This is a genomic window from Pseudomonas sp. SWRI51, assembly GCF_014268825.1.
Classification (GTDB): Bacteria; Pseudomonadota; Gammaproteobacteria; order Pseudomonadales; family Pseudomonadaceae; genus Aquipseudomonas; species Aquipseudomonas farsensis.
Window position 1 is genome coordinate 1 of the sequence record NZ_JABWRG010000076.1, and the last position, 26,015, is coordinate 26,015.

20 protein-coding genes are annotated in these 26,015 nt (G+C 61.9%); 13 read left to right on the forward strand and 7 right to left on the reverse strand.

Annotated elements, in window-relative coordinates:
• Window positions 1-257: 257 nt before the first annotated feature.
• The 3 genes from HU720_RS18475 to HU720_RS18485 form a co-directional block, all read right to left on the reverse strand.
• On the reverse strand, window positions 258-572 hold the full coding sequence (locus tag HU720_RS18475; protein ID WP_186521500.1) for a DUF2388 domain-containing protein: 315 nt from the start codon (window positions 570-572) through the stop codon (window positions 258-260).
• A gap of 92 nt (window positions 573-664) precedes the next feature.
• On the reverse strand, window positions 665-2,347 hold the full coding sequence (locus HU720_RS18480) for a GspE/PulE family protein (RefSeq protein ID WP_186521509.1): 1,683 nt from the start codon (window positions 2,345-2,347) through the stop codon (window positions 665-667).
• Between the two features lie 90 nt (window positions 2,348-2,437).
• Window positions 2,438-2,764 (reverse strand): hypothetical protein, encoded by a 327-nt coding sequence (locus tag HU720_RS18485; protein ID WP_186521511.1) that lies wholly within the window; start codon window positions 2,762-2,764, stop codon window positions 2,438-2,440.
• 126 nt (window positions 2,765-2,890) lie between these two features.
• Between HU720_RS18485 and HU720_RS18490 the strand changes: the two genes are divergently transcribed.
• Complete coding sequence (locus HU720_RS18490; RefSeq protein ID WP_186521545.1) at window positions 2,891-3,361, forward strand: Lrp/AsnC family transcriptional regulator; 471 nt, start codon at window positions 2,891-2,893, stop codon at window positions 3,359-3,361.
• Between the two features lie 191 nt (window positions 3,362-3,552).
• Here HU720_RS18490 and HU720_RS18495 read toward each other — a convergent pair whose 3' ends face one another.
• Window positions 3,553-4,932 carry a CYTH domain-containing protein gene (locus tag HU720_RS18495; RefSeq protein WP_186521513.1) on the reverse strand — a complete coding sequence of 460 codons (1,380 nt, stop codon included), beginning with the start codon at window positions 4,930-4,932 and terminating at the stop codon, window positions 3,553-3,555.
• A 160-nt stretch (window positions 4,933-5,092) separates the two neighbouring features.
• Between HU720_RS18495 and argE the strand changes: the two genes are divergently transcribed.
• The gene (gene argE / locus HU720_RS18500; protein WP_186521515.1) at window positions 5,093-6,235 is read left to right on the forward strand and encodes an acetylornithine deacetylase; all 1,143 of its coding nucleotides are present in this window, start codon (window positions 5,093-5,095) and stop codon (window positions 6,233-6,235) included.
• A 126-nt stretch (window positions 6,236-6,361) separates the two neighbouring features.
• On the forward strand, window positions 6,362-7,660 hold the full coding sequence (gene argA / locus HU720_RS18505) for an amino-acid N-acetyltransferase (protein ID WP_186521517.1): 1,299 nt from the start codon (window positions 6,362-6,364) through the stop codon (window positions 7,658-7,660).
• A gap of 181 nt (window positions 7,661-7,841) precedes the next feature.
• Here the strand turns inward: argA and HU720_RS18510 are convergent, their stop codons facing one another.
• A complete protein-coding gene (locus HU720_RS18510; RefSeq protein ID WP_186521519.1) occupies window positions 7,842-9,218 on the reverse strand; it encodes a glutamine synthetase family protein in 1,377 nt (458 codons plus the stop codon).
• Window positions 9,219-9,849: 631 nt separating this feature from the next.
• Here HU720_RS18510 and HU720_RS18515 point away from each other — a divergent pair.
• The 7 genes from HU720_RS18515 (at window position 9,850) to HU720_RS18545 (ending at window position 18,155) form a co-directional block, all read left to right on the forward strand.
• Window positions 9,850-11,208 carry a glutamine synthetase family protein gene (locus tag HU720_RS18515; protein ID WP_186521521.1) on the forward strand — a complete coding sequence of 453 codons (1,359 nt, stop codon included), beginning with the start codon at window positions 9,850-9,852 and terminating at the stop codon, window positions 11,206-11,208.
• 48 nt (window positions 11,209-11,256) lie between these two features.
• A complete protein-coding gene (locus HU720_RS18520) occupies window positions 11,257-12,618 on the forward strand; it encodes an aspartate aminotransferase family protein (protein ID WP_186521523.1) in 1,362 nt (453 codons plus the stop codon).
• Between the two features lie 159 nt (window positions 12,619-12,777).
• On the forward strand, window positions 12,778-13,875 hold the full coding sequence (locus HU720_RS18525; RefSeq protein ID WP_186521525.1) for a polyamine ABC transporter substrate-binding protein: 1,098 nt from the start codon (window positions 12,778-12,780) through the stop codon (window positions 13,873-13,875).
• Window positions 13,876-14,036: 161 nt separating this feature from the next.
• Window positions 14,037-15,131 carry a polyamine ABC transporter substrate-binding protein gene (locus HU720_RS18530; protein ID WP_186521528.1) on the forward strand — a complete coding sequence of 365 codons (1,095 nt, stop codon included), beginning with the start codon at window positions 14,037-14,039 and terminating at the stop codon, window positions 15,129-15,131.
• Between the two features lie 74 nt (window positions 15,132-15,205).
• Window positions 15,206-16,348 (forward strand): polyamine ABC transporter ATP-binding protein, encoded by a 1,143-nt coding sequence (potA, locus tag HU720_RS18535; RefSeq protein ID WP_186521530.1) that lies wholly within the window; start codon window positions 15,206-15,208, stop codon window positions 16,346-16,348.
• Between the two features lie 35 nt (window positions 16,349-16,383).
• On the forward strand, window positions 16,384-17,265 hold the full coding sequence (locus tag HU720_RS18540) for an ABC transporter permease subunit (protein WP_186521547.1): 882 nt from the start codon (window positions 16,384-16,386) through the stop codon (window positions 17,263-17,265).
• Entirely contained in the window at window positions 17,262-18,155 is an 894-nt protein-coding gene (locus tag HU720_RS18545) for an ABC transporter permease subunit (protein ID WP_186521532.1), read from the forward strand. Before HU720_RS18540 ends, HU720_RS18545 begins: the two co-directional genes overlap by 4 nt.
• A 90-nt stretch (window positions 18,156-18,245) precedes the next feature.
• On the opposite strand, the gene HU720_RS18550 is transcribed toward HU720_RS18545, so the two are convergent.
• Complete coding sequence (locus tag HU720_RS18550; protein ID WP_186521534.1) at window positions 18,246-19,130, reverse strand: RHS repeat-associated core domain-containing protein; 885 nt, start codon at window positions 19,128-19,130, stop codon at window positions 18,246-18,248.
• Window positions 19,131-19,235: 105 nt separating this feature from the next.
• Entirely contained in the window at window positions 19,236-20,213 is a 978-nt protein-coding gene (locus HU720_RS18555; RefSeq protein WP_186521536.1) for an RHS repeat-associated core domain-containing protein, read from the reverse strand.
• Between the two features lie 488 nt (window positions 20,214-20,701).
• Between HU720_RS18555 and HU720_RS18560 the strand changes: the two genes are divergently transcribed.
• The 3 genes from HU720_RS18560 to HU720_RS18570 are packed head-to-tail and all read left to right on the forward strand — an operon-like array spanning window position 20,702 to window position 25,916.
• Window positions 20,702-21,790, forward strand: a complete 1,089-nt coding sequence (locus HU720_RS18560; protein WP_186521538.1) for an efflux RND transporter periplasmic adaptor subunit — start codon at window positions 20,702-20,704, stop codon at window positions 21,788-21,790.
• Entirely contained in the window at window positions 21,787-22,854 is a 1,068-nt protein-coding gene (locus HU720_RS18565) for an efflux RND transporter periplasmic adaptor subunit (protein ID WP_186521541.1), read from the forward strand. Before HU720_RS18560 ends, HU720_RS18565 begins: the two co-directional genes overlap by 4 nt.
• Complete coding sequence (locus tag HU720_RS18570; RefSeq protein WP_186521543.1) at window positions 22,851-25,916, forward strand: efflux RND transporter permease subunit; 3,066 nt, start codon at window positions 22,851-22,853, stop codon at window positions 25,914-25,916. Before HU720_RS18565 ends, HU720_RS18570 begins: the two co-directional genes overlap by 4 nt.
• Window positions 25,917-26,015: the final 99 nt, after the last annotated feature.

The window sequence follows — 26,015 nt, forward strand, 5'->3', positions numbered from 1 at the left end:
CAGATCCTGGGGCTGCTTCGCAGCCCTTTCGCGACACAAGGCCGCTCCTACACTGACCGCGTAGACGGCATCGATATTGGGATGGGCGAGCTCTGTGGGAGATCAACCAGCCCTTCCGGGCTGCGCTGTCGCGCAGAGAACTGGGCACCGTGGGAGCGGGCTTGCCCAGCGATGCGATGCTGGTAGTGCTATCGCTATCGCGGGGCAAGCCCGTTACCACCCTGCCCAGCGATTTTATCTGGGCGTGCCGTTTTGGCTCACTGCGCTACGGCGTTCTTCGCCAGAATGGCATTGGCCAGTTCCATGTCGCTAGCCTGCGCACCTGGGTTGTCGGCGCGCACCTGGCGCATGGCGGCTTCCAGGTAGGGGCCACGAATCGCGCCTTCGCTGGCGACGAAGCTGCCGGCGTCATCCTGGGCGGCGGCGATCAGCTTGTGGTCCTTGAAGGTCAGGTAGGTCGAGCCGGTGGTTGCGCCCGACGAGATGACGTTGCGCCAGAACGAGTCGGCCATGGCCGAACCGACGGGGAGCGACAACACAAGGGTAGCGGCAATGGCTGCTTTGAAACGCATGATGATTCACCTCGATTGATGAGGGCGGTTGAGATGCTCCTTGGAGCTATAAACCACCCACCAAGTTCCCGCACACACGGGGCTCATGTCACTTATCCACAGACCCTCAGCACCTCTTCCAGGCTTGTCAGGCCCTGGCCGATCCGATCCTGCCCGCAACCTCGCAAGTCGCGCATGCCCTCTGCCAAAGCCTGCTGGCGCAACGCCGCAAGGTCGGCGCCGGGGTTGATCCGTTCGCGCAGGCCATTGCTGACCTTGAGCAGTTCGAAAAGCCCGGTGCGCCCGTGAAACCCGGTGCCCCGGCATAAGCTGCATGCGCCATCCCCGTGCTGCGCTGTGCCCCGGCATGCGCTGCACAAGGTACGGATCAGGCGCTGGGCCATGACGCCGATCAAGGTCGCCTTGACCAGATAACTGGCCACGCCCAGCTCCAGCAGGCGGGTGACGGCGCTACAGGCGTCGTTGGTGTGTAGCGTCGACAGCACCAGGTGCCCGGTGAGCGCCGCTTGCACGGCTACCTGGGCAGTCTCTTGGTCGCGGATTTCGCCAATCATGATGATGTCCGGGTCCTGGCGCAGCAGCGCCCGCACGCCATCGGCAAAGGTCAGGTCCAGAGCAGGTTGCACTTGCAGTTGGTTGATTGCAGGTTCCAGCCGCTCGATAGGATCTTCGATGCTGCACAGGTTGACTTGGGGCGTGGCCAGCAGGCGCAGGCTGGCATATAGCGTGCTGGTTTTACCTGAGCCGGTCGGCCCGGTCACCAGCAGGATGCCCTGGCGCTGTTGCAGCAGGGTTTTCCAGCGCTCCAGCAGCGTGCCTTGCAGGCCGAGGCAGGGCAGGGTTTCGTGCTGCTGCTGAGGGTCGAACAGGCGCAGCACGAGCTTCTCGCCAAAGGGCGTGGGCAGGGTTGAAAGGCGCAGCTCGATTTCGGCGCCGCCTGCAAGACGGCTTTTCAGGCGGCCATCCTGGGGCCTGCGTTTTTCGGCCACGTTCATTCGGCCGAGGTGCTTCAAGCGGCTGACCATGGCCAGCGTGACGCCCGCCGGGAACGCGTAGACCGAGTGCAGCAGGCCATCGATGCGCAAGCGCAGATGACCCTGCTCCCGGCGCGGCTCCAGGTGAATATCGCTGGCGCGCTGCTCGATGGCGTACTGCAGCATCCAGTCGACCACATGCACGATGTGCGCGTCGTCCGCGCAGGACTGGGCCTGGCCGGTATCCAGCTCAAGCAGTTGCTCCAGTTCGCCAAGGCGGTTGGGCTGCTGCTGGTCGGCGCCACTCACTGATTGCGCCAGGCCGAAGAACGTGGATGCCAGCTGGCGTATCTGCAACGGGCTGGCCAGCACCCGCTGCACGCGCTTGCCCAGGCTGCCGGCAAGGTCTGCCTCCCATTCACGCTGGTAGGGCTGGGCGCTGGCCACGGTGACGCTGTTGGCATCCACCGCCAGCGCCAGGATGCCGTGGCGGCGGGCGAAGGCTGCTGACATCACCGTGCTGACCTTGGGCAGGTCAACCTGTAGCGGGTCGATGTGGCGAAACGGTTGGCCAACCTGCGCGGCCAGCCACTGGCACAGGGTATCCAGGCCCAGGGCCTGACCGGGGTTTTGCAGGTCAGGCAGGGCCAACGCGGCAATCAGCTCCAGCGGGTGCTGGGCAGGGTGCAGCTTGGCCTGTGCGAGGGCCTCGAGGACTGCGTTGGTGGTGATTCGTTGCTCGGCCAGTAGCACATCAAGCAGGCGGCGCAGGTCGAGGTCGAGGGTGTCGTTGGCGAACATGGCGGCATCCTTGCCAGGAGGGAAGACCTGCAAGGCTAGCCGCAGCTGTGCACCTGCGAGCGGGCAAAGGGTTTCGGAATCTTGCCGGGTTCAGCCTGCCGCCACTTCGGCGAGGCAGGGCGTGTTCTCCAGGCTGACCTCTGCGACGCAGACCAGATTGCGCAATTTTTGTGCAATGACTTCGGCGCGGTGCCAGCTCAGTCCGCCAATGCCGATGTGCATGTCGAGCATGTCTTCGTGCTGGCTGACCTGAACGCTATGCGGGGTCAGAAACTGCAATGCGAACAGGTTCAGCACGCGGCACAGGGTGTCCGGTTCGGCCTCTGCCCGCAGGCGGTACTGCACGGTGCTGTGCGCGGTGCTGGCAGCCCAGGCGTCAAGGCGGGGTGAGGCGAGGGGGCGTTCGAGTGCGTTCATGCTGAGTCTCCGCGAAAGTGCGGAAATTGTTGCATGCCGATTCGGGTATTGTTTCGCTATGATTCAGCTAAACGACTGGGTTGGCGACCTATTCAATTCTTGAATGGCGGATTGGGTGAATTAATCATGCATGGCGAGCTGGACGCTTATGACCGACGGATTCTGGACCTGCTGCAAGAGGACGCTTCGCTGTCCAGTGCGCAGATTGCCGAGCGTGTGGGGCTTTCGCAGTCGCCGTGCTGGCGGCGGATCCAGCGTTTGAAGGAGGAAGGGGTGATTCGCGGGCAGGTGACCCTGCTTGATCGCAAGAAAGTCGGCCTCAATACGCAGATTTTTGCCGAGGTTAAGCTCAATGCCCACGGGCGTTCGAACTTTACCGAGTTCACCGACGCGATTCGCGGCTTCCCCGAGGTGCTGGAGTGTTATGTGCTGATGGGGTCGGTGGATTTCCTGCTGCGCATCGTCACCGCAGATATCGAAGCTTATGAACGCTTCTTCTTCGAAAAGCTGTCTAACGTGCCGGGTATTCAAGAAGTGAATTCGATCGTGGCACTGTCTGAAATCAAGAGCACCACCAGCTTGCCGCTGGGGCGCTAGCTAGCCCACAAAAGACGCTGTCGCCTGTAGGAGCGGCCTTGTGTCGCGAAAGGGCTGCGAAGCGGCCCCAGGATTTCGGCATCATGCAAGATCGCCAGGGCTGCTTCGCAGCCCGTTCGCGACACAAGGCCGCTCCTACAGAGACCCCGCCCAGACGCGATATTGATGTCGGGCGCGGTTTCGCGGGCCGATCAGGCCTTGAGCAGCAATTTCCAGGCGCGGTTCTGCTCGATGGCGCGGGCTTGCTCGATGCGCGCCTCCAGCAGTTCGTCCTTCTGCTCTTCGCCCAGCGGCTGCTCGGCCAGCTCGTGCAGCTTGTTCAGCTCACCGTACAGGCGGTCCAGTTGTGGCAGCTCAAGCACCTGGCGGGCGTGGTGCAGCCAGGCCAGGATGCCTTCGATGCGCGGCAACTGCTCAGCCAGGTCTTCCGGGCGCTGCACGTACAGCGGCAGCTTCAGGGCGCGGGCTTCTTCGCCCAACTGATGCTCCAGCCAGCTGTTCAACTGCGCGTTGCCCTGACGCTCGCCACGGCCTTTGCGCTCGACGGTCCAGGCGCGGGCCGTGAGCCAGCGTGCGGTTTCCAGCGAGAACTGGCCCCAGCGCGGGTCCTGCAGCTCTTCGACGAACTGCTCGGGGGCTGCGCGGCGGATGTCTTCGTCGTCGTTACCGGCTTGTACCAGCGGGCGCCAGTCTTCCAGCAAAGCGTCGAGGCTGGTGCGCAGGGCTTTGGTGACCGGGCGCGGCGCGGCCTGGCCAAGGCTTGCGGTAATGGCGCGCAGTTCGGCCAGGCACTGCACCCAGTCCTGCAGCAGGCGCCAGTGGCCGCTGTGGCGATATTGCTCGGCCAGGCGCTGGCTGCTGCCCAGCAGTTGCCAGGCCAGCGCGGCGTAGGCGTCGTCCAGTGGCATTTCGGCGTGCAGCTCGCTGACCGGCAGGTCGAGCTGGTAGCTGCCTTCATCAAGCAGGCGGTAGCCGCGTTCGGCCTTGCTGACATCGCACGGCATCAGCGGCAGGGTTGCAGCCAGCTCGGCGGCCAGTTCAAGCAGGGCGGCAGGGTCGCCTTCGCGCAGCTCAAGCTCCAGCTCGCAGATTTCTTCCTTGCGCTTGCCGACCACCACGAAGCCCAGGTCCAGAGCGGCTTCGATGACCACTTTGGCCTTGCCGCGGCCCCAGGATATTTCGGCGTATTCGCGGGTGAAATCGGTGCTGAACAGCGGCTTGATGGTTTTTTTATCAAGCGCTGCCAGTTGCTCGGGCCAGCAGGTAGCGTCGAGCTTTTTCAGGTCGAGCTTGGCCTTTTCCAGCGGCCACTCGTATTCGTTGCGCTCGGACAGGCCGGCCACGCTCTGGCCACGGCATTTGAGCGTCTGGATGATGACCTCGCCGTCGCGGCGCAGACGCAGGGCAACACGGGCAGCGGACAGCTCACGCGCCGGGGTGTCGAAGTACTGGTTGAGCAGTTCGCGGGTCTGCCAGCCGGACTTGTTGCGCTTTTTCAGCAGGGGGTGCTCGCGCAGGGCGGCAAGGGTCTCGCGGCTGGCGCGGAGTTTGAGTTCGGTTTCTTTGTGCATCGCGGGCTCGGAAGGAAGGGCATCGTTGCCGGGCAGTCTACAGCACTTGGGCGACGAATCCTCTTAGACTGGCGCAGCCGCGCTGCCACGATAACGCCACCGGTTGCCCTATCAAGCGCCTCCATGGTTATGATGCCCCTTGCTTTAGAGGAGCCCGCGCATGCCGTTGCCATCGCTGAAAGACCAGTTCGCCGCCCTGATCGGCGCCCCATCGGTGAGCTGCACCCAGCCTGCGCTGGACCAGTCCAACCGCCCGGTCATCGACCTGCTGGCCGGCTGGTTGGGCGACCTGGGCTTTACCTGTGAAATCCAGCAGGTCACCCCTGGCAAATTCAACCTGCTCGCCAGCCGTGGCACTGGCCCTGGCGGCCTGGTGCTGGCCGGGCACAGCGATACGGTGCCGTTCGACCCGCAACTGTGGGCCAGCGACCCGCTCAAGCTCACCGAGGTCGATGGCCGCTGGGTCGGTTTGGGCAGCTGTGACATGAAAGGCTTCTTTGCCTTGGTGATCGAGGCCATAACGCCGCTGCTTGAGCACGACTTCAAGCAGCCGCTGCTGATTCTGGCCACCTGCGATGAAGAAAGCTCGATGTCCGGCGCCCGTGCCTTGGCCGAAGCCGGCCAGCCACTCGGGCGGGCGGCGGTGATTGGCGAACCTACCGGGCTCAAGCCGATCCGCATGCACAAGGGCATCCTCATGGACCGCATCGACATCCTTGGGCGTAGCGGCCATTCCTCGGACCCGAATCTGGGCCGCAGCGCCATGGAGGCGATGCACGCGGTGATGGGCGAACTGATGGGCCTGCGCCGTGACTGGCAGGCCAAATACAGCAACCCGCAGTTCACCGTGCCCACCCCGACGCTGAACTTCGGCTGCATCCACGGCGGCGACAACCCCAACCGCATCTGCGGCCAGTGCGCCCTGGAGTTCGACCTGCGCCCCCTTCCGGGCATGGATGCCGAGCCCCTGCGTGCGGCCATTCGCAGCAAGCTGGCGCCTTTGGCCGAGCGGTTCGAGGTGCAGATCGACTACGCCCCGCTGTTCCCCGAGGTGCCCTCGTTCGAAGAGGCGGCAGATGCAGAACTGGTACTGCTGGCCGAACGATTGACCGGCCATCGCGCTGAAGCGGTGGCCTTTGGCACCGAAGCGCCTTATCTTCAGCAGCTTGGCTGCCAGACCATCGTGCTCGGCCCAGGCGACATTGCCTGCGCCCACCAGCCTGGCGAATACCTTGAAATGTCACGTATCGAGCCTACCGTGCGTCTATTGCGTGATCTTGTCCGGCACTATTGCCTGGGCTAAACGTCCATTGACCTGATTCGTTGTTTGCCTAAAGGAGACCGCGCGTGACCGCAAGCCTGTACCGACGATGACTTTCGAACGTTGTGCGCCTTTTCGTTCTCCGTTCACTTATCCACAGGCCTTGTCATGCCCGATTACGTCAACTGGCTGCGCCATGCTTCTCCGTACATCAACGCCCACCGCGACTGCACTTTTGTGGTCATGCTCCCCGGTGATGGCGTCGACCATCCGAATTTCGGCAATATCGTCCACGACCTGGTGCTGTTGCATAGCCTTGGCGTGCGCCTGGTCCTGGTTCACGGCTCCCGCCCGCAGATCGAAAGCCGCCTGGCGGCTCGGGGCCTGACGCCGCATTACCATCGCGGCCTGCGCATCACCGATGCCGCGACCCTCGATTGCGTGATCGATGCCGTTGGCGCCTTGCGCCTGGCCATCGAGGCGCGCCTGTCGATGGACATCGCTGCCTCGCCAATGCAGGGTTCGCGCCTGCGCGTGGCGTCCGGCAACCTGGTTACCGCACGGCCGATCGGCGTGCTGGAAGGGGTCGACTACCACCACACTGGCGAAGTGCGCCGAGTGGACCGCAAAGGCATCAGCCGGCTGCTGGATGAGCGCTCCATCGTGTTGTTGTCGCCACTGGGCTACTCGCCCACAGGCGAGATTTTCAACCTCGCCTGTGAAGACGTTGCCACCCGCGCGGCCATCGAGCTTGGCGCCGACAAACTGCTGCTGTTTGGCGCCGAGTCGGGGCTGCTGGATGAGCGCGGGCAACTGGTGCGCGAACTGCGCCCGCAACAGGTCGCCCCGCACTTGCTGCGCCTGGGCAGCGATTACCAGGCCGAGTTGCTCGATGCTGCCGCCGAAGCCTGCAAGGGCGGTGTGGCGCGTAGCCATATCGTCAGTTATGTCGAAGACGGCGCGCTGCTCAACGAGCTGTTCACCCGTGGTGGTGGTGGCACGCTGGTGTCGCAGGAGCAGTTCGAGGTGGTGCGCGAGGCGACCATCGAGGATGTCGGCGGCTTGCTCGACTTGATCAGCCCGCTTGAAGAGCAGGGCATTCTAGTGCGCCGTTCGCGCGAGGTGCTGGAGCGTGAGATCGAGCAGTTCAGTGTGGTCGAGCGCGAGGGCATGATCATCGCTTGCGCTGCGCTGTACCCGATTGCTGATTCCGAAGCCGGCGAGCTTGCGTGCCTGGCGGTGAACCCTGAGTACCGCCATGGCGGGCGCGGTGACGAATTGCTCGAACGCATCGAAACGCGGGCGCGCAAGCTTGGGTTGAATACGCTGTTCGTGCTTACCACGCGCACTGCGCACTGGTTCCGTGAACGCGGCTTCTTGCCCAGTGGTGTGGAGCGGCTGCCGGCAGCGCGGGCTTCGCTGTACAACTTCCAGCGCAATTCGAAGATTTTCGAGAAAGCTTTGTAACCCACCTGCGCGGTGTAGGAGCGGCCTTGTGTCGCGAAAGGGCCGCAGAGCGGCCCCGGTGATTTGTATTTCAAGCTAAGGACTGGGGCGCTACGCACCCCTTTCGCGACACAAGGCCGCTCCTACATCCGCAGGCAGTTTGGCCAACGAAAAACGCCGCCCTTGTGGGCGGCGTTTTTGCTTACACGGTGTGCAGGTACCAGTTGTACTCAAGGTCGGAGATCGAATGCTCGAACTCCTCAAGCTCACTTTCCTTGCACGCGACAAAGATGTCGATGTACTTCGGATCGATGTACTTGTTGAGGATTTCGCTGTCGTCCAGCTCGCGCAGGGCATCGCGCAGGTTGTTCGGCAGGCTCTGGTCCAACTGCTCGTACGAGTTGCCGGCAATCGGCTCGCCCGGCTCGACCTTGTTGGTCAGGCCATGGTGAACGCCAGCAAGTACCGCAGCCATCATCAGGTACGGGTTGGCATCGGCGCCGGCCACACGGTGCTCCAGGCGCACGGCGTCTGCAGAACCGGTGGGCACACGCAGCGCCACGGTGCGGTTGTCCAGGCCCCAGCTCGGTGCGTTCGGCACATAGAACTGCGCGCCGAACCGGCGGTACGAGTTGACGTTGGGGCACAGGAACGCCATGGAGGCGGGCAGGGTCTCGAGCACACCGCCGACAGCGTGACGTAGCGCGGCGTTCTGCTCGGGATCCTCGCTGGTGAAGATGTTGTGGCCATCTTTGTCCAGCACGGAAATGTGTACATGCAGGCCGTTGCCTGCCTGGCCCGGGTAGGGCTTGGCCATGAATGTGGTGTCCATTTCATGGTCGTAGGCGATGTTCTTGATCAGCCGCTTGAGCAGCACTGCATAGTCGCAGGCCTTGAGCGGGTCCGGCACGTGGTGCAGGTTGACTTCGAACTGCGCCGGGGCGCTTTCCTTGACGATGGCGTCGGCCGGAATGCCTTGTTCCTTGGCGCCTTCGAGGATGTCCTGCAGGCAGTCGGCGTATTCGTCGAGGTCGTCGATCAGGTACACCTGGGTGGACTGCGGACGCTTGCCCGAAATCGGCGAGCGCGGCGGCTGCGGACGGCCGTTCACGTTTTCCTGGTCGATCAGGTAGAACTCGAGTTCGAACGCGGCGCAGATGGTCAGGCCCATGTCGTCGAACTTGCTCACCACCTGGCGCAGGACTTCACGCGGGTCGGCAAAGAACGGCTGGCCTTCGATCTCGTGCATGGTCATCAGCAGTTGCGCTGTGGGGCGCTTCTGCCACGGCTCGTTGCACAGGGTGTCCGGGATCGGGTAGCAGATGCGGTCGGCATCGCCGATGTCCAGGCCAAGCCCTGTGCTTTCGACGGTCGAGCCGTTGATGTCCAGGGCAAAGAGAGAGGCGGGGAGGTTGATGCCCTTTTCGTAAACCTTGTGGAGGCTGGTGCGCTCTATGCGCTTGCCGCGCACCACACCATTCATATCTGCAATCAGAAGGTCAACGTAGAGAACCTCAGGATGTTCCTTAAGGAACGCGTTCGCTTCGTTAAGCTGAACGGCACGCGGGGGTACCGACATGATGCAACACCTTTGTTGTTAAAAATATCAATCAAGGGGGGCTTGCAACCCCAGTCAATCGGAAAGACCAGTTGAAGTCAAGCCAGCCCCCTGACGCCCTTAAATGGCACATCTACGGCAGATTTGCTGCATATCGGGGCGTCGCATTATCCGCTATTTTCGTGCTGAAGGGTTATCTGGCGAGGGGCGTCCTTTATTTTTTACGGGGGTGTTGTGTAAAAAAATGAACAAGGCTAAGCTCGGTCGCAACCCAGAACACAATAATACGAGGGTCACATGGTCTGCCTGTCGAGGCCTGAAAACGCCGCCTGCACGGTGCGCTCAGGCATATCTCCCGGTTACCGTCCGGTCATTGCATGCTTGCAACAATGCGTTGCTAGCCTGGCCGCAATAATTGACGGTTTGCACCCACGCGCCATGCCTCGTAACGCTTTACTGCACGTTTTCCTTTCTTTCTGCCCTACGCTTTCACTGTGGACACGCCTTTGCCGGCTGTATCTGCTGTGGTCCTGCGCGAGGGCTTTTGCTTTAGCCAAGCACTCCCTCCAGAATCAGGACGTGGGCCTTCCCAGGCCCCGCGGCGCGCTGTGCGCCGAACTTGAACCGCGCCACACTGCCTCCTGAGGTATTTATGAGTAACAACCTCGACCAGCTCACCGATTGGTTGAAAGAGCACAAGATCACCGAAGTGGAATGCCTGATCAGCGACCTGACCGGTATCACCCGCGGCAAGATCTCGCCGACCAACAAGTTCATCGCCGAAAAAGGCATGCGCCTGCCCGAGAGCGTGCTACTGCAGACCGTGACCGGCGATTACGTCGACGATGACATCTATTACGAACTGCTCGACCCGGCCGACATCGACATGATCTGCCGCCCCGACGAGAACGCGGTGTTTCTCGTGCCTTGGGCCATCGAGCCGACTGCCCAGGTGATCCACGACACCTACGACAAGAAGGGCAACCCGGTCGAACTGTCGCCGCGCAATGTGCTGAAAAAGGTACTCAAGCTGTACGCCGAAAAAGGCTGGCAGCCGATTGTCGCGCCGGAGATGGAGTTCTACCTGACCAAACGCGCCGAAGACCCGGACTTCCCATTACAGCCGCCGGTTGGCCGCTCCGGGCGCCCGGAAACCGGCCGCCAGTCGTTCTCCATCGAAGCGGCCAACGAATTCGACCCGCTGTTCGAGGATGTCTACGACTGGTGCGAACTGCAGAACCTGGACCTCGACACGCTGATCCACGAGGACGGCACCGCGCAGATGGAAATCAACTTCCGTCACGGCGACGCCCTGCACCTGGCCGACCAGATTCTGGTGTTCAAACGCACCATGCGAGAGGCCGCACTCAAGCACAACGTGGCCGCAACCTTCATGGCCAAGCCCATGACCGGTGAGCCAGGCAGCGCCATGCACCTGCACCAGAGCGTGGTCGATGCCGCCACTGGCAAGAACATCTTCAGCAACGAAGACGGCAGCATGAGCGAGCTGTTCCTCAATCACATCGGTGGCCTGCAGAAGTTCATCCCCGAGGCATTGCCGCTGTTCGCGCCTAACGTCAACTCGTTCCGCCGCTTCCTGCCCGATACCTCGGCGCCGGTAAACGTGGAGTGGGGCGAAGAAAACCGCACCGTCGGCCTGCGCGTACCGGATGCCGGCCCGCAGAACCGCCGCGTCGAAAACCGTCTGCCGGGCGCTGACGCCAACCCGTACCTGGCCATTGCCGCGAGCCTGCTGTGCGGCTACATCGGCATGGTCGAGGGCATTGCAGCCAGTGCGCCGGTACAGGGCCGTGGTTACGAGCGGCGCAACCTGCGCCTGCCGCTGACCATCGAGGACGCCCTTGAGCGCATGGAAGTCAGCCGCGCACTCGAGCAGTACCTGGGCAAGAAGTTCATCACCGGCTACGTCGCGACCAAGCGCGCCGAACACGAGAACTTCAAGCGCGTGATCAGCTCCTGGGAGCGTGAGTTCCTGCTGTTCGCGGTGTGATCAACCCTAGGGCCGCCTGCGGGCGGCCAGCCGAAACTGGAGAGGCAGATGAGCGTCGTCAACCCGCAAACCCGTGAATGGCAGGCCCTGAGCGGCGACCACCACCTGGCCCCGTTCAGCGACTACAAACAGCTGAAGGCCAAGGGGCCGCGCATCATCACCAAGGCCCAGGGCGTGCATTTGTGGGACAGCGAGGGGCACAAGATCCTCGACGGCATGGCCGGGCTGTGGTGCGTGGCGGTGGGGTATGGCCGCGAAGAACTGGTTCAGGCCGCCGAGAAGCAGATGCGCGAGCTGCCTTACTACAACCTGTTTTTCCAGACCGCCCACCCACCAGCGCTGGAGCTTGCCAAGGCGATCACCGATCTGGCCCCTGAGGGCATGAGCCATGTGTTCTTCACCAGTTCCGGCTCCGAAGGTAATGACACGGTACTGCGCATGGTGCGGCATTACTGGGCGCTGAAGGGCAAGCCGAGCAAGCAGACGATCATTGGCCGGGTCAACGGCTACCACGGCTCCACCGTCGCTGGCGCAAGCCTGGGCGGCATGAGTGGCATGCACGAGCAGGGCGGCCTGCCGATTCCCGGCATCGTGCATATCCCCCAGCCATACTGGTTTGGCGAGGGCGGCGACATGGCCCCGGATGCCTTCGGCGTCTGGGCGGCAGAACAGCTTGAAAAGAAGATTCTCGAAGTCGGCGAAGACAACGTCGCCGCTTTTATTGCCGAGCCGATCCAGGGCGCCGGCGGGGTGATCATTCCACCCGAAACGTACTGGCCGAGGGTCAAAGAGATCCTCGCCAAGTACGACATCCTGTTTGTCGCCGACGAAGTGATCTGCGGTTTTGGCCGCACCGGCGAATGGTTCGGCTCTGATTACTACGGGCTGCAGCCTGACCTGATGACTATCGCCAAGGGCCTGACCTCCGGTTACATCCCCATGGGCGGTGTGATCGTGCGTGACAAAGTGGCCCAGGTGCTCAGCGAAGGCGGCGACTTCAACCATGGCTTCACCTATTCCGGCCACCCGGTGGCTGCGGCGGTGGGGCTGGAAAACCTGCGCATCCTGCGTGACGAGCACATCGTCGAGAAGGCGCGCAGTGAAGTGGCACCCTACTTGCAAAAACGACTGCGTGAGCTGCAGGACCACCCTCTGGTGGGCGAAGTGCGCGGTCTTGGGCTGCTCGGTGCAATCGAGCTGGTCAAGGACAAGGCCTCCCGCAGCCGTTACGAAGGCAAAGGCGTGGGCATGCTGTGCCGCAACTTCTGCTTCGATAACGGCCTGATCATGCGCGCTGTCGGTGACACCATGATCATCGCGCCGCCGTTGGTGATCAGCCACGCCGAGGTGGATGAACTGGTGGAAAAGGCGCGCAAGTGCCTTGATCTGACCCTGGAAGCGATCAGATAACGGTCTGCTAGGCTGGCGAGGTGACATTAAGTCGTTACAAGGGGCGGCTTTCCTTGATACGGCGCCGTGTAACTTGCCAGACTAACGGCTGTTTCAGTCGCCCAGCAGGTGTCCTGGCTGCTGAACAGATGGCTTGATAATAATTCTGGAGCATTACGCATGAAGAAAATGGGCAAGACGCTGCTGGCCGCGGCCCTGATGGGTGCCATGGCGACCGCTGTTCAGGCTGAAGACAAGGTGTTGAACGTCTACAACTGGTCGGACTACATCGCGCCGGACACCATCGCCAAGTTCGAGAAACAGTCGGGTATCAAGGTCAAGTACGACGTCTTCGACAGCAACGAAACCCTCGAAGCCAAGTTGCTGGCCGGCAAGTCCGGTTACGACATCGTGGTGCCGTCCAACAACTTCCTGGCCAAGCAGATCAAGGCCGGCGTCTACCAGGAGCTGGACCGCTCCAAGCTGGCCAACTGGAAGAACCTCGACGAAGATCTGCTCAAGGCCGTGGGCGATGCCAGCGACCCGGGCAACAAGTACGCCTTCCCCTACATGTGGGGTTCGATCGGCATCGGCTACAACCCGGAGAAGGTCAAGGCTGCCCTGGGCGTGGACAAGATCGACTCGTGGGACGTGGTGTTCAAGCCTGAGAACATCGCCAAGCTCAAGAGCTGCGGCGTGAGCTTCCTCGATGCGCCGACCGAAATGCTCCCGGCCGCGCTGCACTACCTGGGCCTGCCGACCAACTCCACCAAGAAAGAAGACCTCAAGGCCGCCGAGGACCTGTTCCTCAAGATCCGTCCTTCGATCACCTACTTCCACTCCTCCAAGTACATTGGCGACCTGGCCAACGGCAACATCTGCGTAGCCGTCGGTTACTCGGGTGACTTGGAGCAGTCCAAGGCCCGCGCCCACGAAGCCGGCGACAAGGTCAAGCTGGACTACGTGATTCCGAAGGAAGGTGCCGGCACCTTCTACGACATGGTCGCCATCCCGAAAGATGCCGAGCATAAAGAAGCCGCCTACAAGTTCATGGATTTCCTGCTGCAACCGGAAGTCATGGCCGAAATCACCAACGCCGTACGTTTCCCGAACGGCAACAAGGCCGCGACCCAGTTTGTCGACAAGGACATCACCGGCGACCCAAGCATCTATCCACCGGCTGAAGTGAAAAAGCAGCTGTACGCCATTGCAGCGCCAGAAGCTGCCGTACAGCGCGTCATCACCCGCAGCTGGACCAAGATCAAGTCGGGCAAGTAAGCCTGATGCGACGCCCTCTGCGCCGGGCTTTTCCGGCCAGGGGGCAGTTTGCGGCAAATAAGTTTGCGGCATCCACGCCGTGACGGTAAGTTGCGCGCCGGTTTTGCGTTAGCGGCCAGTTAGTCCCGCCCGCAAAGGCACTGATTGTGAGGACCATCCACTTGTCTACTTCCCTTTATCGCAAGGCCTTGATGGCTGGAGCGGGTCTGACGCTGGCATGCAGCGTCCAAGCGGCGCCCACGGTGCATTTCTATAACTGGTCCGACTACGTCGGCCCGACCACACTGGCGGATTTCGAGAAAGAAACCGGTATCAAGCCGGTACAGGATGTTTTCGACTCCAACGAAACCCTGGAAGGCAAACTGCTGGCCGGTAACACCGGCTATGACGTGGTGGTGCCGTCCAACCATTTCCTGGGCAAGCAGATCAAGGCGGGCGCCTTCCAGAAGCTCGACAAGACGCTGCTGCCCAACTATTCCAACCTCGACCCGGCGCTGATGAAGCGCCTGGAGAAGAACGACCCCGGCAACCTGTATGCCGTGCCTTATCTGTGGGGCACCAATGGCATCGGTTACAACGTCGAGAAGGTCAAGGCCGCGCTGGGCGTCGATACCATCGACTCCTGGGCGGTGTTGTTCGAACCCGAGAACATGAAAAAGCTGTCCAAGTGCGGCGTGGCGTTTCTCGATTCGGCGGACGAAATGCTCCCGGCGGTGCTCAACTACATGGGGCTCGACCCCAACAGCAGCAACCCCAAGGACTACGCCAAGGCCGAGCAGAAGCTGCTGGCAGTGCGCCCGTATGTGACTTACTTCCACTCCTCCAAATACATCACCGACCTGGCCAACGGCGACATCTGCGTCGCGGCGGGTTTCTCGGGTGATGTGTTCCAGGCCAAGGCCCGCGCTGAAGAAGCCAAGAAGGGCGTGAACCTGGCCTACGCCATTCCCAAGGAAGGCGGCAACCTCTGGTTCGATGTGCTGGCGATCCCCAAGGATGCCAAGAACGTCAAGCAGGCCCACGCCTTCATCAACTATTTACTGAAACCTGAGGTTATTGCCCAGGTCAGTGATTACGTCGGTTACGCCAACCCGAACCCCAAGGCTGGCGACCTGATGGACCAGGCCGTAAGGACTGACGCCGCGGTTTACCCACCGCAGGAAGTGCTGGACAAAATGTTCGTCAACGCCGAGTTGCCACCCAAGGTGCAACGTCTCATGACCCGCAGCTGGACCAAGGTCAAGTCGGGCAAGTAACAACACTCAGGCCCGCCAAGGCCCTTGCGTGAGCGCGCCGGGCGGGCACATAAATCTTGTTGGGAGTTTCACTCATGGCAGTTGCCTCCGGTGCCTATAAGAAAGCCCTCGAGGGTGGCCAGCAACCCAAGCAGGTGCTGGTCAAGATCGACCGGGTTACGAAGAAGTTCGACGAAACCATCGCCGTGGACGATGTGTCCCTGGAAATCCGCAAGGGCGAAATCTTCGCCCTGCTCGGGGGCTCCGGTTCCGGCAAGTCCACCTTGCTGCGCATGCTGGCAGGCTTCGAGCGCCCGACCGAAGGGCGGATTTTCCTCGATGGCGTCGACATCACCGATATGCCGCCCTACGAGCGGCCGATCAACATGATGTTCCAATCCTATGCGCTGTTCCCGCACATGACCGTGGCGCAGAACATCGCCTTCGGCCTGCAGCAGGACAAGATGCCCAAGGCCGAGATCGACGCCCGCGTGGCCGAGATGCTCAAGCTGGTGCACATGAGCCAGTACGCCAAGCGCAAGCCGCATCAGTTGTCCGGCGGCCAGCGTCAGCGTGTGGCCCTGGCCCGTTCGCTGGCCAAGCGCCCCAAGCTGCTGCTGCTCGATGAACCGATGGGCGCGCTGGACAAGAAACTGCGTTCGCAGATGCAGCTTGAGCTGGTAGAGATCATCGAGCGCGTGGGCGTGACCTGCGTGATGGTCACCCACGACCAGGAAGAGGCCATGACCATGGCCCAGCGCATCGCCATCATGCACCTGGGTTGGATCGCCCAGATCGGCTCGCCGGTGGACATCTACGAGACCCCCACCAGCCGCCTGGTGTGCGAGTTCATCGGCAACGTCAACCTGTTCGAAGGTGAAGTGATCGACGACGCCGAAGGCCACGCGCTGATCGCAAGCCCCGAGCTTGAGCGCAAGATCTACGTCGGCCACGGCGTGAGCACGTCGGTGGAAGACAAGCACATCACCTATGCCCTGCGCCCGGAAAAAATGCTGGTCACCACCACCCAGCCTGACTTCGAGCACAACTGGTCGCGCGGCAAGATCCACGACATCGCCTACCTGGGCGGCCACTCGGTGTTCTACGTGCAACTGCCCAGCGGCAAGATCGTCCAGTCGTTCGTGGCCAACGCCGAACGCCAGGGCACCCGGCCGACCTGGGACGATGAAGTGTTCGTGTGGTGGGAAGACGACAGCGGCGTGGTACTGCGGTCATGAAAGTTCGCAAGCTCAAGCGAGCCTTCCAGCGCCTCATCCCGGAGGGGCGGCATGTGGTGATCGGCGTGCCGTTCATCTGGCTGTTCCTGTTCTTCATGCTGCCGTTCTTCATCGTGTTGAAGATCAGCTTTGCCGAAGCCGACGTTGCGATTCCGCCGTACACCGAGATCTACACCTTCGTCGAAAGCAAGATCCAGCTGGTGCTGAACCTTGCCAACTACGGCCTGTTGACCGAAGACGAGCTGTACCTGGCGGCCTATCTGGGCTCGCTGAAAATGGCATTCTTCAGCACGCTGTTGTGCCTGCTGATCGGCTACCCGATGGCCTATGCCATCGCCAACGCGCGCAAGGAGTCGCAGACGGTTCTGCTGCTGCTGATCATGATGCCGACCTGGACCGCGATCCTGATCCGCGTGTATGCCTGGATGGGCATTCTCAGCAACAACGGGCTGCTCAACAGCTTCCTGATGTGGCTGGGGCTGATCGATCAACCGCTGCAGATTCTGAATACCAACCTGGCGGTGTATATCGGCGTGGTCTATTCGTACCTGCCGTTCATGATCCTGCCGCTGTATGCAAACCTGGTAAAACACGACCAGAGCCTGTTGGAGGCCGCGTCCGACCTTGGTTCGAGCACGTTCAACAGCTTCTGGAAAATCACCGTGCCGCTGTCGAAAAACGGCATCATCGCCGGCTGCATGCTGGTGTTCATCCCGGTGGTGGGCGAGTTCGTCATCCCTGAACTGCTGGGCGGCCCGGAAACCCTGATGATCGGCAAGGTGCTGTGGCAGGAGTTCTTCAACAACCGTGACTGGCCGGTGGCTTCGGCGCTCGCCGTGGTAATGCTGGCGATCCTGATTGTGCCGATCCTGCTGTTCAACCGCAGCCAGGCCAAAGAAATGGAGGGCCGCGCATGAAACGCTTCAGTTTCTCCAAGCTGATGCTGGTGCTCGGCTTGCTGTTCATCTACCTGCCGATGCTGATCCTGGTGATCTACTCGTTCAACGCCTCGAAGCTGGTGACGGTGTGGGGTGGCTGGTCGATCAAGTGGTATGTCGGCCTGCTCGACAACACCCAACTGATGGGTTCGGTGATGCGCTCGCTGGAGATCGCCCTGTACACGGCGGTCGCTGCGGTGGCGCTGGGCACCTTGGCAGCGTTCGTGTTGACCCGGGTTACCCGCTTCAAGGGCCGCACGCTGTTCGGCGGCCTGGTCACCGCGCCGCTGGTGATGCCAGAGGTGATCACCGGTCTGTCGCTGTTGCTGCTGTTCGTGGCCATGGCGCAGATGATCGGCTGGCCGCAGGAGCGTGGCATCGTCACCATCTGGATCGCCCACACCACGTTCTGCGCGGCTTATGTGGCGGTGGTGGTGTCGGCGCGGCTGCGTGAACTGGACCTGTCCATCGAAGAAGCCGCCATGGACCTGGGCGCCAAGCCATGGAAGGTGTTCTTCCTGATCACCATCCCGATGATTGCGCCGTCGCTGGCAGCGGGCGGCATGATGTCGTTTGCCCTGTCGCTGGATGACCTGGTACTGGCAAGCTTCGTATCCGGCCCAGGCTCGACCACGTTGCCGATGGAAGTGTTCTCGGCTGTACGGTTGGGCGTCAAGCCTGAAATCAACGCCGTGGCCAGTTTGATCCTGCTGTCGGTGTCGCTGGTGACCTTCTTGGTCTGGTTCTTCAGCCGCCGCGCCGAAGAGCGCCGCCGCAAGGCGATTCAGCAGGCTATCGAGGAAGGTGCCGTGGCCAACGCAGGCCAGGCGCAAAGCCGCCGCCCGGCCCAGGCTGTCAGCCAGGTCTGAGGCAGCTCATCGATGGGTAAACTGCCCTGCAAGGCCCTGCACTGTGCAGGGCCTTGCAGGGCCTTGCAGGGCCTGCGCATCTGCGAAGTTTCAAACAGCGCTGTTCGGTGTTGCGCCGCTTTCGGCTTGACGAATGCTGGTCGCGTTTCGTTCGACTCCAGCCGACGAAGCCGTCTGCGCAGGGGGAGCAGGCGTTTGGGATGGAGCGGTGCTCTGGATAGGTTCTCTCACTGTGAGAGGAAGGCCATTTCCTTGTCCGCGTGGCTGCGCTCCAGCGGAATTGAGCGTAGCTGAACCCCTGCTGGCCCATGAGCGGGTTATGGCACCCGCACGGAGGTAAAGCCTTCTGTTCACGAGTGCTTGTTGCCCTAATAGTGGGGTCGCAAAGATGGCGACAGCAGCTATGACCCCGAGGGCTATTTTTGCTGCATCGGGCTTCACAAGGAACGCCGCCACGCTCGCCGCCACGGCCGTCGCTGCAGAGGCTATAGCCAAGTACCCCACAAGCCCGAACCCGGCGAAGTGACCTGATGGGTCAACCTTGTTTACCGGGTCCCCGGCGCAGTATACATAAGCATTCACTCCGCCTCGTTCAAATGGGCTCAGGCTGTCAGGGCTGATGAACCTCATGAGGACGGGGTTGAACAGCCGATAGCCATTACCTAGCAAGTAACAACCGGTGGCCACATCCAGCGGCTCCCCGTTGAGCGCCAGGGGGTTGTGCAACGCGTCGCGGGCCAGGAACTCGCCATAGGCGGTGTAACGGCGTTGCTCGTTATCTTCTGGCCCACACAGGGTAGTGACGGTATTGCTACAGTTCACCGCTAAGAGTAAACGGCTGGCCTTTGCACCTGTGTTTAGTTGCGCCAAAAGGCCAGTGGGGTGCTGAAAAATCGTGCGCGTTGACAATTTGTTCTGCTGAGTAAACACACGCCCGTTCTTGTAGAAACAAGCTGATCTTTCTGACGCTGCCATGGCGCCCTCCTGATGTTCACCTTCGGAACCCTGTCCCTATCCGGTCGTAGGCTCGCGAGTGCGCGATGGGCGGGAGCAAACTCACCCGACAGGCCCGCTCCGAACTCAAAACCCTCGCATTTCGCTAGCTGTGGATGACACGCTTCTGGCTGTGGATGACACGCTTGTTGAAGACGATCGCCTCTGGGCATACGTACTCATCTCATAGCCAGTATTCGATGACCCGCTTGTTGAAGCCAATTGCCGCGTGCGGGCCATAGCCTCCTCGTAGCTAGGAGGCGACGACGCTGCATTTAATACTGTGGCATCCGTGATTGAGGGGGGTGTGCGAACAGCCTCTTCGTAACTTGGTGGTGGGTCGTTAAATTGGTTGCTTGTACGGCTATTTGAATTCAATGAATTTAGGTTTCGTCTGCGTATCGAAAGCGTTGCACGGCGTGCAAGGCCTGCAGCGCTTATAGCAATAATACCTAAACCCAAAGCGGCAGCACTTACCGTCTGAAGCGCTTTTTTAGCGTCTTCAGACTTTACGAAACTTGCCAAAGCGACCGTGATTGTTGATGTTATGCCTGCGATTAATGCGATTGCACCGGCGACGTGGTTTACTCTCTGAGCCAATAGGAAACTAATGTGGCCTGAAGGATCAACGTAATTGGTCGGATCTCCCGCGCAGTAGGCATAAGCATTCACCCCGCCTCGCTCAAACGGGCTCAAGCTATCAGGACTGATGAATCTCATGAGAACGGGGTTAAACAGGCGATAGCCATTGCCTAGAAAGTAACAGCCGGTGGCCAAATCCAGCGGCTCACCATTAAATGCCATGGGGTTGTGCGACGTGTTGCGGGCCAGGTGCTGGCCATATGCAGTGTAACTACGATGCTCATTATCATTTGGACCACACAGCGTTGCGACGGTGTTGCTGTTATTTACGGCTACGAGTGAATGGCCGGCCTTTGTCCCAGCGTTAAGCTGCGCCAAGAGGCCAGTGGGGTGCTGAAAAATCGTGCGCGTTGACAATTCGTTCTGCTGAGTAAACACACGCCCGTTCTGGTAGAAACAAGCTGATCTTTTTGACGCTGCCATGGCGCCCTCCTGATGTTCACCGTCGGAACCCTGTCCATATCCGGCCGTAGTCGGTAAAGCGTTCGTATTGCACCCATGCTGCTAGAGCCCGTGTAGAACGGCTACTGGCAAAAATACTAGGTTCGGTATCACGAGTTCTGAAGTGCTTGCCAATCAAGGCCGCTCCCAATCCCGTGGGAAATGATAGAGAGTGGTGGCGAGCGGGCTTGTCCCGCGTTGGGCTGCGCAGCAGCCCCGAGGATACCCTGGTGTTTTTAGGCCTGCTGCGCAGCCCAACGCGGGGCAAGCCCGCTCGCCACAAGGAGATATGTCTGGCGAGAACAGGCTTGTACAAAACCATAGAATCCCCCACAGGGCCTGACAATGCGGCAGATGCAGTGCCGTCATCCCGCTTCGCTTTCTTGAACCTGTTTCCCCTTTCGTTTGTCGATCCCTGATCTACGCTTTCATCGCGTCCTACAAACCATTCGTAGATGCAAGGAGCCTGCATGACGGTAACGCGTGCGCCGATGGTTGTTTGCCTGGGGCTGTTGTCGCTGCTTGCAGGCTGTGGAGAAGAAAAGGTCCCCGAGGAGCTGCCACGGGTGGTGGTCCAGCAGGTGCAACCCACCGACTTTGCCGCGCGGGTGACGCTGACCGGCGATGTGCAGGCGCGGGTGCAGACTGACCTTTCGTTCCGTGTGGGCGGCAAGATCGTCTCGCGCAGCGTCGATGTGGGCGACCACGTCAAGGCCAATCAGGTGCTGGCGCGGCTCGACCCGAAAGACCTGCAGAACAACGTCGATTCGGCCAAGGCCGCAGTGTTCGCCGAGCAGGCACGGGTCACCCAGACCAGCGCCGCCTTTGTGCGCCAGCAAAAACTGCTGCCCAAGGGCTATACCAGCCAGAGCGAATACGATGCAGCCCAGGCCGCGCTGCGCAGCAGCCAGAGCGCACTCAAGGCGGCCCAGGCGCAGTTGGCCAATGCCAATGAGCAACTGAGCTACACCGCGCTGGTGTCGGAGGCTGACGGGGTGATTACCGCGCGCCAGGCCGAGGTGGGCCAGGTGGTGCAGGCGACCATGCCGATCTTCAGCCTGGCAGTGGATGGCGATCGCGACGCGGTGTTCAACGTCTATGAGGCGCTGCTGGTCAGCCCGCCCAGCAACGAAGGCGTAGTGGTCAGCCTGCTCGACGACGCCAGCGTCACGGCCCATGGCTATGTGCGCGAGATTACCCCGACGGTGTCGGCGCAAAGCGGCACCGTGCAGGTCAAGGTGGCGCTGCGCAATGTGCCGTCGGGCATGCAACTGGGCTCTGCGGTAACCGTCACCAGCAACGCGCAGAGCCGCCCCAGCATCGAGCTGCCCTGGGCGGCGCTGACCAAGGCGCTGCACGAACCTGCCGTGTGGGTGGTGGGCGAGGGTGACAAGGTCGAGCTGCGCAAGGTGCAGGTGGCGCGCTACCTGACCGGCAAGGTGGTCATCGCCCAAGGCATCAAGGGCGGCGAAACCGTGGTGGTCGGCGGCGCCCAACTGCTGCACCCGGGCATGAAAGTGGAAAAGGTCACAGCGCAAAGCGCCGGAGGCAAACCATGAGCCGCCTGATCCTGCTGTTGCCCGCCGCGCTGTTGCTGGCTGCTTGCGGCAGTGAAAAAGAGCAGGCCGCGCCGGTGCGCCCGGTGCTGTCGGTGGTGGTGCAGCCCCAGGTGCAATCGCAGCTGGGGCGCTTCGCCGGGTCTATCCAGGCGCGCTACGAGAGTACCCTGGGCTTTCGCGTGTCCGGGCGCATTGCCCGGCGCTGGCTGGATGTTGGCGCTCAGGTGAAGCCAGGCGACACCCTTGCCACCCTTGACCCGACCGACCAGCAGAACCAGTTGCGCGCCGCCGAAGGCGACCTGGCCAGGGTGCAGGCGCAGTGGATCAACGCCCAGGCCGATGCCCGCCGCCAGCAACAGTTGTATGACCGTGGTGTGGGCGCCCAGGCCCAGCTGGACATCGCCCGGACCAACCTGAAAACCACCGGGGCGTCGCTGGAGCAGGCCCGTGCCGCGGTCAGCCAGGCCCGCGACCAGCTCGACTACAGCACATTGCGCACCGACCATGCCGCCGTAGTGACCGCCTGGCAGGCCGAGGCCGGGCAGACGGTCAGTGCCGGCCAGGCCGTGGTCACCCTGGCGCGGCCCGATATCAAGGAAGCCGTCATCGACTTGCCGACCCATCTGGCCGAGCAGTTGAGCGAAGGCCTGACCTTCACCGTCTCCCTGCAGCTCGACCCCAGCATCAATACCAGCGCCACCCTGCGCGAGCTGGAGCCGCAGGCCGACGCCACCACCCGCACGCGGCGGGCGCGGCTGTCGCTGGACAGCACGCCGGACACCTTCCACCTCGGCACCGCCGTAAGCGTCACCCTGACCTCCGAGGTGACCCCGCGCAGCGAGTTGCCGCTGACCGCGCTGCTGGAGCGCGACGGCAAGACCCAGGTGTGGGTGGTGGACCCGCAGACCAAGACCGTCGCCACCCGCGACGTGCTGCTGATCGACCGCGATGGGGAGCGCATCGTCCTGTCTTCAGGCGTACAGCCAGGCGAGCGCGTGGTTACCGCAGGGGTCAACCTGCTCAAGCCTGGCCAGAAGGTCACATTCGATGGGGACGTGCGATGAAAGGAAGCTTCAACCTCTCCGAATGGGCGCTGCGCCATCAGTCGTTCGTCTGGTACTTGATGGCGGTCAGCCTGCTGATGGGCGTGTTCTCCTACTTGAACCTGGGCCGTGAAGAGGACCCCTCGTTCACCATCAAGACCATGGTGATCCAGAGCCGCTGGCCCGGCGCGACCCAGGACGAAACGCTGCTGCAGGTCACCGACCGTATCGAGAAGAAGCTCGAGGAACTCGACTCGCTCGACTATGTGAAAAGCTACACCCGCCCCGGCGAATCCACGGTCTACGTGTACTTGCGCGACACCACCAAGGCCAAGGACATCCCGCAGATCTGGTACCAGGTGCGCAAGAAGATCCAGGACATCAGCGGGCAGTTCCCCAAAGGCCTGCAAGGCCCGGCGTTCAACGATGAATTCGGCGATGTGTATGGCTCGATCTACGGCTTTACCGCCGACGGCCTGACAATGCGCCAGTTGCGCGACTACGTGGAGCAGGTGCGTGCTGAAGTGCGCGATGTGCCCAACATCGGCAAGATCGAGCTTGTCGGCACCCAGGACGAGGTGCTGTACCTGAATTTCTCGACCCGCAAGCTGGCAGCCCTCGGTATCGACCAAGGCCAGGTGATGCAGGCTTTGCAGGCGCAGAACGCGGTGACGCCTGCCGGGGTGATCGAGGCGGGGCCCGAGCGCATTTCGGTGCGCACCAGCGGCCAGTTCGCCTCGGAAAAAGACCTGGTCAACGTCAACCTGCGCATCAAGGATCGGTTTTTCCGCCTGGCCGACATTGCCGATATCGAGCGTGGCTACGCCGACCCGCCATCACCGATGTTCCGCTACAACGGCCAGACCGCCATCGGCCTTGCCATTGGCATGAAAGCCGGCGGCAATATGCAGGTGTTTGGCCAACTGCTGCGTGAGCGCATGGACAAGGTCACCGCTGACCTGCCGGTGGGCGTTGAGGTCCACACCGTGTCTGACCAGGCGGTGGTGGTCAAACAGGCGGTCGGTGGCTTTACCAGCGCGCTGTTCGAGGCGGTGGTGATCGTGCTGGTGGTGAGCTTCGTCAGCCTCGGCTGGCGCGCCGGGCTGGTGGTGGCGTGCTCGATCCCGCTGGTGCTGGCCATGGTGTTCGTGTTCATGGAGTACACCGACATCACCATGCAGCGTATTTCGCTCGGCGCGCTGATCATCGCCCTGGGGTTGTTGGTGGATGACGCGATGATCACGGTGGAGGTGATGGTCACGCGGCTGGAAATGGGGGACAGCAAGGAACAGGCGGCCACCTTTGCCTATACCTCGACCGCGTTCCCGATGCTCACCGGCACCTTGGTGACGGTGGCGGGGTTCGTGCCCATCGGCCTCAACGCAAGCTCGGCGGGGGAGTACACCTTCACGCTGTTTGCGGTCATTGCCGTGGCCTTGCTGGTGTCGTGGGTGGTGGCGGTATTTTTTGCCCCGGTACTCGGCGTGCACCTGCTCAACAGCAACAAGCTCAAGGCCCACGATGCCGAGCCCGGGCGGATAGGGCGGGGCTTCGAACATGGCTTGCTGTGGTGCATGCGCCACCGCTGGATAACGGTCGTCGGCACCATCCTGCTGTTCGTGCTGTCGGTGGTGGGCATGCGTTTTGTGCAAAACCAGTTCTTCCCCTCGTCTGACCGGCCAGAGATTCTGGTCGACCTGAACCTGCCGCAAAACGCCTCTATCGAGGAGACCCGCAAGGTGGTGGACCGCTTCGAGGCGACCTTGAAGGGCGACCCGGATATCGTCAGTTGGAGCACCTACATTGGCCAGGGCGCGCTGCGCTTCTACCTGCCGTTGGACCAGCAACTGCAAAACCCCTACTACGCCCAGTTGGTCATCGTCAGCCAAGGCCTTGAGGTACGTGGCGAGCTGATGGCGCGGCTGCAGGAGCGCTTGCGCAAAGACTTCGTCGGCATCGGCACCAACATCCAGTCGCTGGAAATGGGCCCGCCCGTGGGCCGGCCTATCCAGTACCGGGTCAGCGGCAAAGACATCGACCAGGTCCGCGCCCATGCCATCGATCTTGCCACTTTGCTCGACAGCAACCCCAACATTGGCGAGATGATTTTTGACTGGAACGAGCCAGGCAAGGTGCTGCGCGTGGAGATTGCCCAGGACAAGGCGCGCCAGCTGGGGTTGTCGTCCGAGGATGTGGCCAATGTGATGAACAGCATCGTCAGCGGCGTACCGATTACCCAGGTCAACGACAACATCTACCTGATCAACGTGGTCGCCCGCGCCGAGGACAGCGAACGCGGCTCGCCCGACACCCTGCAGAACCTGCAGATCGTCAGCCCCAGCGGCGCCTCGATTCCGCTGCTGGCGTTCGCCACGGTGCGCTACGAGCTGGAGCAGCCGCTGGTGTGGCGACGTGACCGCAAACCGACCATCACCCTGAAGGCATCGGTTAACGGCGACATCCAGCCTACCGACCTGGTGGCCCAACTGAAGCCGAAGATCGACGAGTTTGCCGCTGCGCTGCCGGTTGGCTATGAAGTGGCGACCGGCGGCACGGTGGAGGAGAGCGCCAAGGCCCAAGGCCCGATCCGCCAGGTGGTGCCGCTGATGATCTTCCTGATGGCTACCTTCCTGATGATCCAGCTGCACAGCGTGCAGAAGCTGTTCCTGGTGGTCAGCGTGGCGCCGCTGGGGCTGATCGGTGTGGTGCTGGCGCTGGTGCCGACCGGCACGCCGATGGGCTTTGTGGCGATTCTCGGGGTGCTTGCGCTGATCGGCATCATCATCCGCAACTCGGTCATTCTGGTGACCCAGATCGACGAGTTCGAGGCCCAGGGCTTTGCCCCGTGGGATGCGGTGGTGGAGGCGACCAATCACCGCCGCCGCCCGATCCTGCTGACGGCAGCCGCTGCGAGCCTGGGCATGATCCCGATTGCCCGCGAGGTGTTCTGGGGGCCGATGGCCTACGCCATGATTGGCGGCATCATCAGTGCAACGCTGCTGACGCTGCTGTTCCTGCCGGCGCTGTATGTGGCCTGGTACAAGATCCGCGAGCCGGAACATAAACCTGAAGCGCAACACTGACCCTTGTAGGAGCGGCCTTGTGTCGCGAAAGGGCTGCGCAGCGGCCCTAGGTTCTTGCCATCATGCAAAATTGCCGGGGGCTGCTGCGCAGCCCTTTCG

Coding starts and splice junctions, on each gene's coding strand:
- HU720_RS18495 (WP_186521513.1), bottom strand. CDS start 4,932: ATGCACAAAGAAACCGAACTCAAACTCCGCGCCAGCCGCGAGACCCTT.
- HU720_RS18550 (WP_186521534.1), bottom strand. CDS start 19,130: ATGGCAGCGTCAGAAAGATCAGCTTGTTTCTACAAGAACGGGCGTGTG.
- HU720_RS18570 (WP_186521543.1), top strand. CDS start 22,851: ATGAAAGGAAGCTTCAACCTCTCCGAATGGGCGCTGCGCCATCAGTCG.
- HU720_RS18485 (WP_186521511.1), bottom strand. CDS start 2,764: ATGAACGCACTCGAACGCCCCCTCGCCTCACCCCGCCTTGACGCCTGG.
- argA (WP_186521517.1), top strand. CDS start 6,362: ATGCCCGATTACGTCAACTGGCTGCGCCATGCTTCTCCGTACATCAAC.
- HU720_RS18475 (WP_186521500.1), bottom strand. CDS start 572: ATGCGTTTCAAAGCAGCCATTGCCGCTACCCTTGTGTTGTCGCTCCCC.
- HU720_RS18520 (WP_186521523.1), top strand. CDS start 11,257: ATGAGCGTCGTCAACCCGCAAACCCGTGAATGGCAGGCCCTGAGCGGC.
- HU720_RS18545 (WP_186521532.1), top strand. CDS start 17,262: ATGAAACGCTTCAGTTTCTCCAAGCTGATGCTGGTGCTCGGCTTGCTG.
- HU720_RS18515 (WP_186521521.1), top strand. CDS start 9,850: ATGAGTAACAACCTCGACCAGCTCACCGATTGGTTGAAAGAGCACAAG.
- argE (WP_186521515.1), top strand. CDS start 5,093: ATGCCGTTGCCATCGCTGAAAGACCAGTTCGCCGCCCTGATCGGCGCC.
- potA (WP_186521530.1), top strand. CDS start 15,206: ATGGCAGTTGCCTCCGGTGCCTATAAGAAAGCCCTCGAGGGTGGCCAG.
- HU720_RS18480 (WP_186521509.1), bottom strand. CDS start 2,347: ATGTTCGCCAACGACACCCTCGACCTCGACCTGCGCCGCCTGCTTGAT.
- HU720_RS18565 (WP_186521541.1), top strand. CDS start 21,787: ATGAGCCGCCTGATCCTGCTGTTGCCCGCCGCGCTGTTGCTGGCTGCT.
- HU720_RS18555 (WP_186521536.1), bottom strand. CDS start 20,213: ATGGCAGCGTCAAAAAGATCAGCTTGTTTCTACCAGAACGGGCGTGTG.
- HU720_RS18490 (WP_186521545.1), top strand. CDS start 2,891: ATGCATGGCGAGCTGGACGCTTATGACCGACGGATTCTGGACCTGCTG.
- HU720_RS18560 (WP_186521538.1), top strand. CDS start 20,702: ATGACGGTAACGCGTGCGCCGATGGTTGTTTGCCTGGGGCTGTTGTCG.
- HU720_RS18510 (WP_186521519.1), bottom strand. CDS start 9,218: ATGTCGGTACCCCCGCGTGCCGTTCAGCTTAACGAAGCGAACGCGTTC.
- HU720_RS18525 (WP_186521525.1), top strand. CDS start 12,778: ATGAAGAAAATGGGCAAGACGCTGCTGGCCGCGGCCCTGATGGGTGCC.